This window comes from Leucobacter faecis (assembly GCF_054456695.2).
Map to the genome: position 1 here is coordinate 13578 of NZ_JBTJER020000010.1, position 13219 is coordinate 26796.

The window sequence follows — 13219 nt, forward strand, 5'->3', positions numbered from 1 at the left end:
CGTCTCGCCCGTTCTTCATACAGTGCTGCACATCGCGCATCTCGCGCGTCATGCGCACATTCATTGGAGAATCATGCAGGTACACCTTCGCCAGAGCCTCACGCACGTTCCGCCCTATCGTCAGGGTAAGCAGCCCCTCCCCGACGCCAGCAAGCTTTCGTCAAACGAGTCCCCGCACCCGCCGCTCCCCGCCGTGGTGCAGGCGGTGGCCGCTCAGCTCGACGGGTTTCACCGCTACCCCGACATCGCGGCGCTGCCCGTGCGCACGCTGCTGGCCGACCGTCTCGGGGTAGATGTCGAGCGCGTCACGCTCGGGGCGGGTTCAGTTGAGGTGGCCGCGCAACTGATTCACGCTGTCACCGACCCCGGCGACGAGGTGATGTTTGCGTGGCGCTCGTTCGAGGCGTACCCATCGCTCGTGCGCATCGCGGGCGCCGTACCTGTAGAGGTGCCGCTCGACGAACAAGCGACGCACAACCTTGACGCGATGCTCGCAGCGATCACCCCGCGCACCCGCCTCATCTTTGTCTGTAACCCCAATAACCCGACGGGCACGGTGGTGAGCGCTGCCGAACTCGAAGCGTTCGTCGCGGCGGTGCCGCACGACGTGCTCGTCGTCATCGATGAAGCGTATGTGCATTTTGATCGCACGCCGAATCGCGCAGACGGCATCGACCTGTTCAAGCGTCACCCACACGTCGCGGTGCTGCACACCTTCTCGAAGGCCTACGGCCTTGCCGGGCTGCGCATCGGGTACGCCGTTGCGCAGCCGCACGTTGCTGAGGCGCTGCGCAAGGTGGCCGTCCCGTTTGGGGTGACGAGCCTCGCACAGGCTGCGGCTATCGCCTCGCTCGAGGCCGAAACCGAGCTCGCGGCACGCATCGACGAGGTGGTCGCGCAGCGCGGTCGCATGTTCGATGCGCTGCAGGCGGCACGGCTTGATCCGGTGCCTTCGCAGGCAAATTTTGTGTGGGTGCCCGATCAAAACGCGGCGGGCGTGAGCGCGGTAGCGCTCGGGGCGCTACTTGAAACGCATGGCGCCGTGGCGCGCGTGTTTGCGGGCGAGGGCGTCAGAATCTCAAGCGGCGGTGCGTCAGACATCGAACGCGTGGTGCGCGCGCTCGAGACAGTCACACCCGCACTTGCCCGCTGAGCTATACAGCTTGTCTAGCTGACTACGCGTTCCACTTGCCCAACTGCACCATCTGTCTACACCGCTCGCGAGATGTGGCGGGCGGCGCGATTCTCTGAGTACGATCGGGGCCGAACAGAGCTGTTCGCCCACAGTGCTCTCGCATCCCCGGCCAATTCTGGCTCGCAGACCGCACGCATTATTTGAATGAGGACATGACAATGACCGTCACCCGCCTTCCCCGTAAATTTCTCACGCTCGCGGCCATCGCCGCGACCGCTGCCCTCGGTCTGAGCGCTTGCTCGTCGGGCGCGGGCGATGCCGCCGCCGGCGACTCGAAGATGATCACCGTCGGTATCGGCCAGTTCGTGCAGGCACCACCGCTCGACGCTGCCACCAATGGCTTCAAGCAGGCGTTCATCGACGCGGGCTACGTCGAGGGTGAGACCGTCAAGTTCGACGTGAAAAACGCGAACGCCGAGGTCGCCACCAGCACCACGATCGCACAGACCTTCGCAACTCAGGGCGTCGACCTGGTGCTGGGCGTCGCCACCCCTGTCGCGCAGGCGGCGATGCAGAACATTACCGACATTCCCGTGCTGTTCACGGCCGTCACCGACCCGGTCGCCGCCGACCTCGTCGAGTCGAACGATGCGCCCGGTTCAAACGTCACCGGCACGAGTGACCTCACCCCGGTCGCCGATCAGATCGATCTCATCACCGAGATCAAGCCCGAGACGAAGAAGATCGGCGTCGTCTACTCGTCGGGCGAAGTGAACTCGCAGGTGCTCGTTGAGCTGGCGCGCGAGGCCGCGAAATCACACGGCATCGAGATCGTCGAAGCAACCGTCACCAACGCGGGCGAGCTGAAGCAGGCGACCGAGTCGCTCGGCGACGTCGACGCGATCTACACCCCCAGCGACAACCTCGTGATCTCGGGCATCGGCGCGGTCGTGGGCGTGGCCGAGGAGCGCGGCATTCTCGTAGTGGGCGCCGACGCGGCTCACGTCGAGGGCGGCGCGGTCGCCACGATTGGCATCGACTACGAGAAGCTCGGCTACCAGACCGGCGAGATGGCTGTGCGCATTCTGAAGGACGGCGCAGACCCGGCCACGATGGCCGTCGAAACCTCGAACAGCCTACAGCTCGTGATCAACCCCGAGTCGGCGAAGCGCGTGGGCATTGAGCTGCCCGCCTCGGTCGTCGACCGCGCCGACAGCACGGTCGAGTAAGCGCCATGATCGGAGCTCTCGAACTCGGCCTCATCTATGGCGTGATGGCCCTGGGCGTCTACCTGACGTTTCGCATTCTCAACTTCCCAGACCTCACCGTCGATGGCAGTTTCACTACGGGCGCCGCGGTCTCGGCCGCGATGATCGTGAACGGCCAGAACCCGCTTCTCGCCACCCTCGCTGGCGCGGCCGCTGGCCTCGTCGCGGGCGCCATCACCGGCGTGCTGCACACCAAGGGCCGGATCGACGGGTTGCTCGCCGGGATTCTCACGATGATCGCGCTGTGGTCCGTGAACCTGCGCATCATGGGGATGGCAAACGTGCCGCTCTTACGTGAAGACACACTCTTCACCCCGCTGCGCGAGGCCGGCTGGATCGGCAAGACGTGGTTCGCGGTGCTCGTCATCACGGCACTACTGTTTGCGCTGAAACTCATTGTCGACTGGTTCTTGTCGACCGACCTGGGACTCGCGATCCAGGCGACGGGCAACAACGAACAGATGATTCGTAGCTTCGGTGTGAACACCGACGGCATGAAGATTCTCACGCTGGCGCTCTCGAACGGGCTCGTCGCGCTCGCCGGTGCGCTGGTCGCGCAGTACCAGGGCTTCGCCGATATCAGTATGGGTGTCGGCCTGATTCTGGTGGGCCTCGCATCGGTGATCCTTGGCCAGGCCGTGTTCGGTCAGCGCAACATTTTCATGGCCAGCCTCGCCGTGCTCGTGGGCTCGGTGCTCTACCGACTCATCATCTTCTTCGCGCTCATCGCAGGCCTCAATCCCAACGATATGCGCGCGGTCACCGCGCTGCTCGTCGTTGCCGCGCTGCTGTTGCCGCGCTGGGGGTTCTTGAAGAAGATCCCATCACTTGCGGGTCGCGGCAATCGCAGGCCTTCACCCCAGGATCCACCGCCAGAGCCAGACGTCTCGGCCACCACCGGCGTCAAGATTCCCGTCTCAGCGAAGTAGACCTTAAGGAGGCACTCATGCTCAACATTGATCACATTTCGAAGACCTTCTTTGCAGGCACCATCAACGAGCGGCGTGCGCTCGTCGACGTGAATCTCGAGCTCGCCGAGGGTGACTTCGTCACCGTCATTGGTTCAAACGGCGCGGGCAAGTCGACGCTGCTCAACGCGGTCGCGGGCCGCTACATTGTCGACACGGGCAGCATCTCGATCGACAATAAGCCTGTCACCAAACTGCAGGAGTACCAGCGCGCCAAGTATGTGGGGCGCGTCTTTCAGGACCCAATGGCGGGCACAGCACCCGACCTGACGATCGAGAAGAATCTGTCGCTCGCGCTGCTGCGCGGTAAGAACCGCGGGCTGAACCGTGGCACGACCCGCTCGAGGCGCGAACGCTTCATCGAAGAGCTGAAATCGCTCGAGTTGGGTCTCGAGAACCGCCTCACCGCAAAGGTGGGGCTGCTCTCGGGCGGCCAGCGCCAAGCGCTGTCGCTGCTCATGTCGGGGTTCACACAGCCGCGCATTCTGCTGCTCGACGAGCACACCGCCGCGCTCGACCCGCAACGCGCCGCGCTCGTCACCGACCTCACCGAGCGCATCGTTTCCCAGGGCGGGCTCACCACGCTCATGGTGACCCACAACATGGAGCAAGCGCTCAGGCTCGGCAATCGCCTCATCATGATGCACGAGGGGCGCATCGTGTTTCAGGCGAACGCTGCCGAGAAGCGGGAACTCACCGTGCCGCTGCTGCTCGAGGAGTTCGCCAAGATCAAGGGAGCCCAGCTCGACGACCGGGCGCTGCTCGCGTAGCCTCGCACAACCCGACCGGACTGAATACTATTGAGGTTGCATACGAGGACGGCTGTGGCAAACAACGAGGTGGAATTGCAGATCGATTCATTGGACGCTCGGCTGATTCAGCTTCTGAGCGCCGAGGCCGGGATCTCGATTGTGGAGTGTGCCAGGCGCTTAGGCGTCGCCCGCGCGACCGCACAAAGCAGGCTCGACAAGTTGCGTAGTCGCGGCGTCATCACGTCTGAAGCGCCAACGATTGATCCGGCGGCGCTCGGCTACCCGCTGCGCACCTACTGCATCATTCAGGTACGGCAGACTGTCAACCACGATGTAATCGCCGAGCGTCTGTCGCACATTCCCGAAATGCTCGAGCTCGACACGATCACGGGCGACTTCGACATGATGGCCACCGTCGTGTCGAGGTCGACCGTTGACCTGCAGCGCGTGCTCGATCTGATCTCAAACACCGACGGCATTTTGCGGGTGTCGACGAGGCTCACACTGGCGAGCCACTTCAGAAACCGCATCTTGCCACTCGTGGCACAGGCCTCAGAGCAGATTCCCTAGCCGCACGCGGCCACGACACCCGTCATTCTGCGGGAGCGACCACAAGCCGTCATTCTGCGGGAGCGAAGCGACTCGCAGAATCCACAAACCCCTGGGTCCTGCGACTCCTACGTCGCGCAGGACGACCGGAAGGGCGCATAAGGTCCCGACGCAACACCAGGGGCGCTACCTTGACGCGCGGCGCAGCCGCACCGCCCCCACGAACACATCAGCAAAAATCTGCCCATGTAAGCGTTGCATGTACGCTCGATCGTAGTTACCTTCAACCGGACGTAAGTACAGCGCCTCAGCCATCCTCAGTCGTGTCGCTTGCTCTTCAAATGTGCGAAGCCGGAGGGTGTCACGAATTCCTGGCAAGTTCTTCAGTACGTCTGTTCCCGGATAAACGTATGAATCCCAGGTCAACTCAGGGCACGAACCTTTGCCCGTTCGACGGCCTCATCGAACGTTATCGCTCCCGATAAAGCATCCAGTAGGTCCCGATCCGCCTGCTCACTGGATATGACATGTCCCGCAGCAGCGAGAGCACCATTGCCGAAGCGAAACGACTCGGCAATCTCAACTGCGGTGAGTACCTTTTTCGTCATCAGCAGACCTCCAATATAAGGATACTGCCCATAGGAGAAATCCGCACTACGAACGCACCCACCATGCCCGCAATGCGAGCGGGGCTACCTTGACGCGCGGCGCAGCCGCACATTCCCGAGATGCGCGTGCTCGATCTGATCTCAAACACCGACGGCATTTTGCGGGTGTCGACGAGGCTCACACTGGCGAGCCACTTCAGAAACCGCATCTTGCCACTCGTGGCACAGGCCTCAGAGCAGATCCCCTAGCTGCACGCGGCCACGACACCCGTCATTCTGCGGGAACGACCACAAGCCGTCATTCTGCGGGAGCGAAGCGACTCGCAGAATCCACAAACCCCTGGGTCCTGCGACTCCTACGTCGCGCAGGACGACCGGAAGGGCGCATAAGGTCCGGACGCAACACCAGGGGCGCTACCTTGACGCGCGGCGCAGCCGCACCGCCCCCACAAAGCCGAGCGCCAAGAACACCAGACCGATGAGCAGTGAGGCACGCGTCGCATCGGTGAAACCCGAGGTGAGCGCGTGCACGACCGCGTCGGTATGCTCGCCGAGCTTGCTCGCACTGCCCTCGGAGCGCAGCTGCGAAATCGTGGTGCCCGCCGACTGCCGCGTGGCCGACGCCAGCTGGTCGGCCTGAGAGGCGGGCAAACCCGCCCCCGAGAGCGCAGCCGGCAACGTAATCGCGAGTGACACCGACAGCGCGGCTCCCGCGACGGCGGTGCCGAGCGCCGAACCGATCTGCCGCACGGTGCTCTGGGTCGCAGACCCCTGCCCCGACACCTCGACGGGCACGTCGCGCAGCACCGTGCCCGTCAACTGCGCCGACGCGAGCCCCAGGCCGAGCCCGTACAGCACGAGCGGCAGCGCGACGGCCCATCCCTCGCTGTCGGGGCGCAAAAGAAACGCGAGCACGGCGACGCCCAACACCTCGAGGGCGAGCCCAATGAGCACCGTGCCCGGCGCACCAAACTTGGCGGCGACGTGGCGGGCGGCAGCCCCCGACATGAACGCGCCCACCGCCATGCCGGCCAGCACAAGCCCGGCCCCCATCACGTCGAGACCCAGCGCGTTCACGAGATACAGCGGCAACACGAACACGATCGTGAACTCGCCAATGGCGACCATCGCGGCCGTCAGGTTGCCCCACGAAAAGGTGCCAAAGCGAAACAGGCCCAGGTCGAGCAGCGCCGAACGTTGCACCCGCTCGCGATGTCGCTCCCACAACACGAACAGGGTGAGCGCGACCGCAGCGATCGCGAACGTAAACGGCACGATCGACACGAGCGCGCCCTTAGGCCACTGCCACCCCATCATGCTGAACTCTGCGGCGGGTTTCCACCAGCCCAGATCCGGCCCCTCAATGACCGCGAACACGAGCGCGCCGAAGCCGATCGCGCTCAGGAGCGCGCCGTCGACGTCCATACCGGGCCGGTCGGTGCCGCTCTTCGTCTCGCGCACGGTGAAGAGCGCGGCGAGAAACACGAGCGCGCCGATGGGAATGTTGACGAGAAAGATCCAGTGCCACGAACCCCACTGCGTGAGCGCGCCGCCCGCGAGCGGCCCGACGGCGGCGGCCCCGGAGATGACTGCGCCCCACACACCGAACGCTGCGGCGCGGTACTTGCCGCGAAAGGTCGCGTTGACGGTCGACAGCGTCGACGGCATGATGAGCGCCGCGCCCACCGCCTGCACCGCGCGCGCCCCGATCAGCGGGGCGGCCGCGACTGCCATAGCCGCGAGTACGCTGCCACCCACGAACACGACAATGCCGATGAGAAACAGCAGCTTGCGCCCCAGCCGGTCAGACAGTTTGCCGGTCGACAGCAGGAGCGCCGCGAGCAGCACCGCGTACAGGCTGTTCACCCACTGCGCGTCGGTGAGGTCGAGGTGAATGTCTGCGATGATCGCGGGCAGCGCGACCCCCACGATCGTGCCGTCGAGCACGATCATGCCCAGCCCCGTGGCGAGCACCGCGAGCGCGAGCCAGTCACGCCGGCTGGGCGCGGGCACAGGCGGAGACGTAGGACTAGACGCCTGGGGCGCCCCGTGCCTGGGCTGATCTTGCGGTGTCATCGTGACCTCGTCTCGTCAGTGAGTGGCCGCGCTCGCATGAGCGACGCAAGACGGGAACCGCGTGAACGGTGAGTCGACGCGGTCCCCGGCTACAGCACGAAGTTTAACGCCCCGTGATGAGCATGTCAGCGAATCCCGCCACCTTCACCTGCAACGTGTCAATGCGGCGCAGGCGAGCAGCTGCGGTGTCGTAGCCCTCGTATGCTGGCGGTGGATCATTGCGCACATTTCGTGAGCATTGAAAATCACGGCAGGCGAGCGTGCCGACGGTGTTACCCCGCCGGCCGGCATCGCCAACGCGCCGCGCGCTCCAGAACACCACCTCATTGGGCAGCCGCACGTCTTGACACCAATTGCACATCGCGCGCAAACGCGGAGCCCCCTCGGTCTGCGTAAGACAAACGCCAACCTCGACGCCGTCGAGCTGCGGCAACAGCACGTAGGCCCTGCGCGTGAACTTGGGGTCGCGCCAGCCGAAGAAGTCGAGCTCAGCCCACGCTTGTGCGGTGAGCTTCGTGAACCCGCTTGGGAGCGTGAGTTCTTTCACCTCACGGCGCGAAGCATTGATGAACGATGAACGGATGAACTGCTCTGTCAAAGGTTGCATGAGTGTACCTTTCAGAAGCACGAGCCCGCGCGTGACCAGGCTTCGTGCTCCCTAAAAATTTGAGAATGAGTATGCCAAATCAGCCGCACCCGGGTCTCCCCGAAGCGCGGCCGGTGCAGGTGCGTCAATCGCTGTCGGCCAGTGCTTCGCCGACAACCTCCTGACGCTGCGCATACAGCTCTCGATAGTTCACGAGGTCGAGTGTACTCCGCCCTATTCGACTGCCACTCAGCTCGGCCGGTACTCTCAGGAAGCGCGTGCGAGCATCTCGGGGGCGAGAGTGTGACGCAGTACCGCTTCGAGCTTTGCCGCGAGCGCGTCGTTCTCGCCTGCTCCGAGCGCGTTGAGCAAAATACTGCGAGCGTAGGCCGATGTCGGCTGCCCTGCGGCCTCGGCGCGCGCAGTCAGTTCTGCGAGCTGCTCAGCGGTGAGCCGCACCGAGAGCACGGCGGGGGTCGCAGCTCCCGCTCGTCGCTGGCCACGAATCTTGCCCGGGCCGCCTTGATGCCTCTCGGCGTCTGACGCGGCTCGGTCGATCATTTCGGTGATGTCACTCATGATTCCTCCTCGTAGCTGGTCGGACAGCCCCTCCATGTTTACAAGTTTACTACGAGAGAGGACGGCGTGCTCACTCGCGGGGCACACGAACCCCCACCGTCGCTGGCGACCGGCAATCACACGGCTCGTGCGCGGTCGAGCTTTGGTACAAAAGTTGCGGGCAACCAGGCCAAAACACCGCAACATTTGCACCAAAGCTTTCACGAAACACTTTTCACCGAAACACAGGCCCTGGATTCTGCGACTCCTTCGTCGCGCAGAATGACAAGTTAGTTAATCCTTCGGCGCGCAGCGCTAAATGAGCCCGGTGTCTGTGGCGACGCGTATGGCGCGCGACCTGCTGTCGACCTCGAGCTTGCTAAAAATGTGTGACATGTGGCTTTTGACGGTCGCCTCAGACACGAACAGGGCGCGCGCAATCTCGCGGTTTGTCGCGCCCGTCGCGGCCTTGCGCAGCACCTCGAGCTCGCGCTCGGTCAGCTTGGGGCGGGCCTGCCGCATACCCTTGAGCACGCGCGCCGCGAGATCACCCGGCAGAAACAGCTCGCCGTCGGCTGCGCGCTCAATACCCTCGATGATCAGCTCGGGCGGCGAATCTTTGAGCAGGTACCCCGCCGCCCCCGCCTCAATCGCTCCGAGCAGCTCGGCGTCGCGGTCGAACGTGGTCAGAATCAGCACGGCGGGCGGCGTGCCTAGCGCGTGCAACCGACTCGTGGTCTCGATACCGTCGATGCCGTCTCCCAGCCGCATGTCGCACAGCACCACGTCTGGCCAGCGTCGCTCGGCCATCTCGATGCCCATCTCGCCGGTGGGTGCCTCGGCGATCACCACGATGCGGCCGGTGGCCTCGAGTACGGCCCGCAGCCCGCTGCGCACCACCGGGTGATCGTCGATGATGATCACCGTGATCGTGCCCTCATCGACGTTGCCGCAGAGGTCGTCATCACTGTAACTCACTGAGTGTTCTCCTTTGTCGCCTCTCGTGTTGCGCCCAGCGGCAGGTAGGCACTGATCGCGCACCCCTCACCCGGCGCGCTCTCGATGTCGAGCCCGCCGCCCAGGTCGCGCAGCCGCTCACGCATTAACCGCAGCCCAAAGCTCGAGGCTGCCCCGGCGCGCGGGGCTGGCTCAAGCTCCGGATCAAAACCCACCCCGTCGTCGCGCACGTCGAGGCGTACCTCACCGCCTGCGGCCGACAGGGTGACGTCAACGCGGGCCGCCCGGGCGTGCTGGCGCACGTTCGCCAGCGCCGATTGCGCGACGCGCAAGAGCGCCACCTCGATGTCGACGGGCAGCTGCGGCAGCGCCTCGTCGACGTGTAGCCGGGCCTGAGGTTCGGCCGCCGCCGGGCTCCCGGCGCCACCTACAGTGCCGGCCGCAGCACCACCCGTGTCGTCTGCTTCCGTACCGTGCTCGTGTGCAAACCGGTCGATCATGCGCTCGAGCGCGCCCGCGAGCGCACCCGTTTCGAGCTCGGCCGGGGTGAGCGCCGCAATGATCCGGCGCACGTCACGAAGGCTCTCGCCCGCGAGCTGTTCGATCTGCTCGAGCGGGCCGGGTGGCGTCTCCCCGCGCGGCACCGACACAGAACTGGCGGCGTGCGCAATGAGCCGAATGGATGAGAGGCCCTGAGCGACGGTATCGTGCACGTCACGGGCGATGCGGGCGCGCTCACCCATCGCACCCGACTGGCGCTGGGCAAGCGCGAGCTCGTCTTGCAGCAGCTCGGTTTCGTGCCGGGCCTGGGTGAGTGATTCGACGAGCGCCTCGCGTTCGGCGGCGTCGCGCAAGAGCTGCAGGTATCCGCGCGAGATGCCGAGCGCAAAGACGCCGCCGATGAGCGGGCCGAAGATGTTGGCGTAGCTGGTGTGACCGTGATGCAGCACCGGGGCGACGGCGACGATCGTGTACACGAGCGCCGAGAAGGCGAGTGCCCACCAGCCGGGCAGCAGGTGCCCCGCGAGCAGCCACAGCAAGAACGCGAGCCACACGAACTCGGCCGACACCGCGACCGCCGCACCCCACACGGCAGCGAAACCGACCAACCACCAGATCGTGACCGCGCGCGGGGCACGAGCGGGCAGCAGCGCGCCCGCCGTGTGCCAGGCGAGCACCGCGATGCCGGCGGCGAGCGCTGCAGCGATGTCGGTGCCGTCGCCGATGGCGCGCACCACACCTATCGCGGTGAGCCCCACGGCGATGGCGTGCTGCCCCACGCGCATCGCTCGGGCTGTCGCGGCGGCGGGGCCCAGGCGGCTGGCGCCAGGGGCTCCGGGCAGCTGCGTCACCATGGTCATGGCTCCTATTCTGCGCTACTTGCGCGCTGTGCGCTGAGGTTTCTCGGTGTGGTGCGCGGCCGGCTTGCTCGGCCACCAGATCTTGTCACCGAGCAGCCCAAAGATGGCGGGCACGATGACGGTGCGCACGACGAGCGTGTCAACGATCACGCCGACGCCCACGATGAGGCCGAGCTGACCGAGTGTGACGAGCGGCAGCACGCCGAGCGCCGCGAAGACCGCTGCCAGCACGATACCGGCGCTCGTGATGACTGCGCCCGTGTGGGTGACGGCCCGCACCATCCCTTCGCGGGTTCCGTGTTCGCTCGCCTCGGCGCGGGCCCGATGCACGAGAAAGATCGTGTAGTCGATGCCGAGCGCCACGAGAAACAGGAACGCGAGAAGCGGCACCTGTAGGTCGAGCGCGTGCTGGTCGAACAGGACCCGGCTGAGCCAGGCCCCCGCGCCGATCGCGGCGGCGGCGCTCGCCACGTTCGTAATGAGCAGCAGCACGGGCGCCACGAGCGAGCGCAAGAGCGCTAGCAGCACGATGAAACTCACACCCAGCACGAGCGGTGCGATGACGATCAGGTCGCGAGCGTTGCCCGCACGGGCATCAACATCGGTGGCTACACCGCCGCCTACAAGGGCGTCTGCCCCCGGTACGGCGTGCACCGCCTCGCGCAACTGTTCGACCTGCGCGAGCGACTCGGGGGTGCCCGGTGCGTACTCGCCCGTGACCATCACCTTGGTGAGACTGGCTGTGCCCGCACCAGCTTCGGCAGCAACCACGGTTTCGCCCGCGGGGTGCGCCCGCACCACCCCATCGACGGTGTTCACGGCGTCAATCACGGCGCCCGCCTGCGCCGAGTTCGTCACGATCAGTGTGGGTTGTGCTTCGCCGGCCGGAAAGTGCTCCGCGAGCGTTTCAAGCCCGGTCGCCGACTCGGCCTGCACACGAAACTTGTCGACCTGGTTCAGCCCCACGCTCGTACCAAAGAGCCCCGTCGCCATGACCGCGAGCAGCAGCCCGCCTGCAACGAGCGAACGCACGGGGCGGCGCACGACGGCGTCAGCGATCCGGCGCCAGATGCTCCCCCGCCCCGCAGCTTCACCGGGACGCGGCACGAACGGCCAGAACACGCGGCGGCCACACACCGCGAGCAGCGGGGGCAGGGCGAAGAGCACCGCGACGAGCGCGATCACGAGGCCGAGGGCAGCCGAGAGGCCGAGGCCGCGCGTGCCTGGAATCACCGCGAACACGAGCGTCGCGAGCGACAGCACGACGGTCACGTTCGACGCGAGAATGGCGGGGGCGGTGCCGCGCCACGCGGCCGCGAGCGCCACGCGGTGATCATCACTGCGGGTGAGCTCTTCGCGGTAGCGCGAGATGAGCAGCAGGGCGTAGTTCGTGCCCGCACCGAACACGAGCACGCTGATGATGCCGGCGTCGAACTGCAGCTCGAGCGCGTTACCCGCGGCGGCGGTCGCGAGGCTCGCGAGCCGATCTGCGAGCGCGACGACAACGAGCGGAATCAGCCACAGCACGGGCGAGCGGTAGGTCGCGATGAGCAAGATCGCGACGATCAAGATCGTCACCGCGAGCAGCGTGAAGTCGGCGCCCTCGAATGACGCGGCCACGTCGGCCCCAAACGCGGGGCCGCCCGTCACCTCGAGGTCGAGCCCCGCAGGTCCGCTCTCGGCGAGCGCGTCGCGCAGCTCGCCGATCGTGGCCGCCGTCTCGGTGTTACTCTCGCCTGTCTCGAGCGGCACGACGAGAATGCCTGCGGCCCCGTCTTCGCTCATGATCGGCCCGGTCGCTTTGAGCGCGTCTTTTCGTGCCGGATCGGTGCCGTGCCGCGCCACGGTTTCTTCGAGGCGCGGTGTGAGCGCTTCGAGCGCCGACTGATCGTGAGCGGTGAGCTCGCCACCGTCGGTGCGCGTCGCGACGACGAGCACCGGTTGCACGTCTGCGTTAGGAAACGTGTCGAGCAGCTGGGCGGCGCGCGCCGATTCAGAGTCTGCGGGGGCTTGCGCGTTGCCGCCTGGGGCTTCGACTCCCGAGAGCAGCCCGAAGAGTGCGATGATCACGGCGAGCACCGCCACGAGTGAAACGCGTGCGCCGCGCTTCGAGGTGAGCGCGTGTGCGACCGCGCCAAATTGTTGAGTTTGAGCCATGCTTCTAGCTCACCAGCGCGGGCCGCGCACGGCATCGGGCACTCGGGTGGTCTTCTCGTCATCCTTTTGGGTGAGGTGCGGGGTAGATTTGGCGACGACTTCTCACCAGGCCGCCCCCAACCTGGTCGACCCCGCCGACCCCGTATCCGAAAATATGCGCGACTACTTCCGCTTATGACTCGCGGTTAGACGGAAATAGTCGCGCATATTTTTTTGGATGCCCGGGGTACAACAGATGCCGGGC

At 65.8% G+C, this 13219-nt stretch carries 13 protein-coding genes; 6 read left to right on the plus strand and 7 right to left on the minus strand.

What is annotated here, in order from left to right:
* Nucleotides 1-73 precede the first annotated feature (73 nt).
* The 5 genes from hisC to ACXR2W_RS11155 all read left to right on the plus strand — a co-directional run bounded on the left by hisC (nucleotide 74) and on the right by ACXR2W_RS11155 (nucleotide 4693).
* Nucleotides 74-1153, plus strand: coding sequence for a histidinol-phosphate transaminase (gene hisC / locus ACXR2W_RS11135; protein ID WP_458816936.1), 1080 nt, complete (start codon nucleotides 74-76; stop codon nucleotides 1151-1153).
* Between the two features lie 200 nt (nucleotides 1154-1353).
* On the plus strand, nucleotides 1354-2364 hold the full coding sequence (locus tag ACXR2W_RS11140) for an ABC transporter substrate-binding protein (protein ID WP_458816938.1): 1011 nt from the start codon (nucleotides 1354-1356) through the stop codon (nucleotides 2362-2364).
* Nucleotides 2365-2369: 5 nt separating this feature from the next.
* Nucleotides 2370-3332, plus strand: coding sequence for an ABC transporter permease (locus tag ACXR2W_RS11145; protein ID WP_458816941.1), 963 nt, complete (start codon nucleotides 2370-2372; stop codon nucleotides 3330-3332).
* 17 nt (nucleotides 3333-3349) lie between these two features.
* Entirely contained in the window at nucleotides 3350-4141 is a 792-nt protein-coding gene (locus ACXR2W_RS11150; protein WP_458816943.1) for an ABC transporter ATP-binding protein, read from the plus strand.
* A 54-nt stretch (nucleotides 4142-4195) separates the two neighbouring features.
* Nucleotides 4196-4693 (plus strand): Lrp/AsnC family transcriptional regulator, encoded by a 498-nt coding sequence (locus ACXR2W_RS11155; protein ID WP_458816945.1) that lies wholly within the window; start codon nucleotides 4196-4198, stop codon nucleotides 4691-4693.
* A gap of 401 nt (nucleotides 4694-5094) precedes the next feature.
* On the opposite strand, the gene ACXR2W_RS11160 is transcribed toward ACXR2W_RS11155, so the two are convergent.
* Entirely contained in the window at nucleotides 5095-5280 is a 186-nt protein-coding gene (locus ACXR2W_RS11160; protein ID WP_489948850.1) for a hypothetical protein, read from the minus strand.
* 120 nt (nucleotides 5281-5400) lie between these two features.
* Between ACXR2W_RS11160 and ACXR2W_RS11165 the strand changes: the two genes are divergently transcribed.
* Entirely contained in the window at nucleotides 5401-5529 is a 129-nt protein-coding gene (locus tag ACXR2W_RS11165; protein ID WP_458816947.1) for a hypothetical protein, read from the plus strand.
* 165 nt (nucleotides 5530-5694) lie between these two features.
* Here ACXR2W_RS11165 and ACXR2W_RS11170 read toward each other — a convergent pair whose 3' ends face one another.
* The 6 genes from ACXR2W_RS11170 to ACXR2W_RS11195 all read right to left on the minus strand — a co-directional run bounded on the left by ACXR2W_RS11170 (nucleotide 5695) and on the right by ACXR2W_RS11195 (nucleotide 12975).
* The gene (locus ACXR2W_RS11170; protein WP_458816949.1) at nucleotides 5695-7356 is read right to left on the minus strand and encodes a DHA2 family efflux MFS transporter permease subunit; all 1662 of its coding nucleotides are present in this window, start codon (nucleotides 7354-7356) and stop codon (nucleotides 5695-5697) included.
* A gap of 103 nt (nucleotides 7357-7459) precedes the next feature.
* A complete protein-coding gene (locus ACXR2W_RS11175; RefSeq protein WP_458816951.1) occupies nucleotides 7460-7963 on the minus strand; it encodes an FBP domain-containing protein in 504 nt (167 codons plus the stop codon).
* Between the two features lie 246 nt (nucleotides 7964-8209).
* Nucleotides 8210-8521 carry a plasmid mobilization protein gene (locus ACXR2W_RS11180; protein ID WP_458816953.1) on the minus strand — a complete coding sequence of 104 codons (312 nt, stop codon included), beginning with the start codon at nucleotides 8519-8521 and terminating at the stop codon, nucleotides 8210-8212.
* A 294-nt stretch (nucleotides 8522-8815) separates the two neighbouring features.
* A complete protein-coding gene (locus ACXR2W_RS11185; RefSeq protein WP_458816955.1) occupies nucleotides 8816-9478 on the minus strand; it encodes a response regulator in 663 nt (220 codons plus the stop codon).
* Nucleotides 9475-10818 (minus strand): sensor histidine kinase, encoded by a 1344-nt coding sequence (locus ACXR2W_RS11190; protein WP_458816957.1) that lies wholly within the window; start codon nucleotides 10816-10818, stop codon nucleotides 9475-9477. Before ACXR2W_RS11190 ends, ACXR2W_RS11185 begins: the two co-directional genes overlap by 4 nt.
* 15 nt (nucleotides 10819-10833) lie before the next feature.
* Entirely contained in the window at nucleotides 10834-12975 is a 2142-nt protein-coding gene (locus ACXR2W_RS11195) for an MMPL family transporter (protein ID WP_458816959.1), read from the minus strand.
* Nucleotides 12976-13219 lie beyond the last annotated feature (244 nt).

Coding starts and splice junctions, on each gene's coding strand:
- hisC (WP_458816936.1), top strand. CDS start 74: ATGCAGGTACACCTTCGCCAGAGCCTCACGCACGTTCCGCCCTATCGT.
- ACXR2W_RS11140 (WP_458816938.1), top strand. CDS start 1,354: ATGACCGTCACCCGCCTTCCCCGTAAATTTCTCACGCTCGCGGCCATC.
- ACXR2W_RS11145 (WP_458816941.1), top strand. CDS start 2,370: ATGATCGGAGCTCTCGAACTCGGCCTCATCTATGGCGTGATGGCCCTG.
- ACXR2W_RS11150 (WP_458816943.1), top strand. CDS start 3,350: ATGCTCAACATTGATCACATTTCGAAGACCTTCTTTGCAGGCACCATC.
- ACXR2W_RS11160 (WP_489948850.1), bottom strand. CDS start 5,280: ATGACGAAAAAGGTACTCACCGCAGTTGAGATTGCCGAGTCGTTTCGC.
- ACXR2W_RS11165 (WP_458816947.1), top strand. CDS start 5,401: ATGCGCGTGCTCGATCTGATCTCAAACACCGACGGCATTTTGCGGGTG.
- ACXR2W_RS11170 (WP_458816949.1), bottom strand. CDS start 7,356: ATGACACCGCAAGATCAGCCCAGGCACGGGGCGCCCCAGGCGTCTAGT.
- ACXR2W_RS11175 (WP_458816951.1), bottom strand. CDS start 7,963: ATGCAACCTTTGACAGAGCAGTTCATCCGTTCATCGTTCATCAATGCT.
- ACXR2W_RS11180 (WP_458816953.1), bottom strand. CDS start 8,521: ATGAGTGACATCACCGAAATGATCGACCGAGCCGCGTCAGACGCCGAG.
- ACXR2W_RS11190 (WP_458816957.1), bottom strand. CDS start 10,818: ATGACCATGGTGACGCAGCTGCCCGGAGCCCCTGGCGCCAGCCGCCTG.
- ACXR2W_RS11195 (WP_458816959.1), bottom strand. CDS start 12,975: ATGGCTCAAACTCAACAATTTGGCGCGGTCGCACACGCGCTCACCTCG.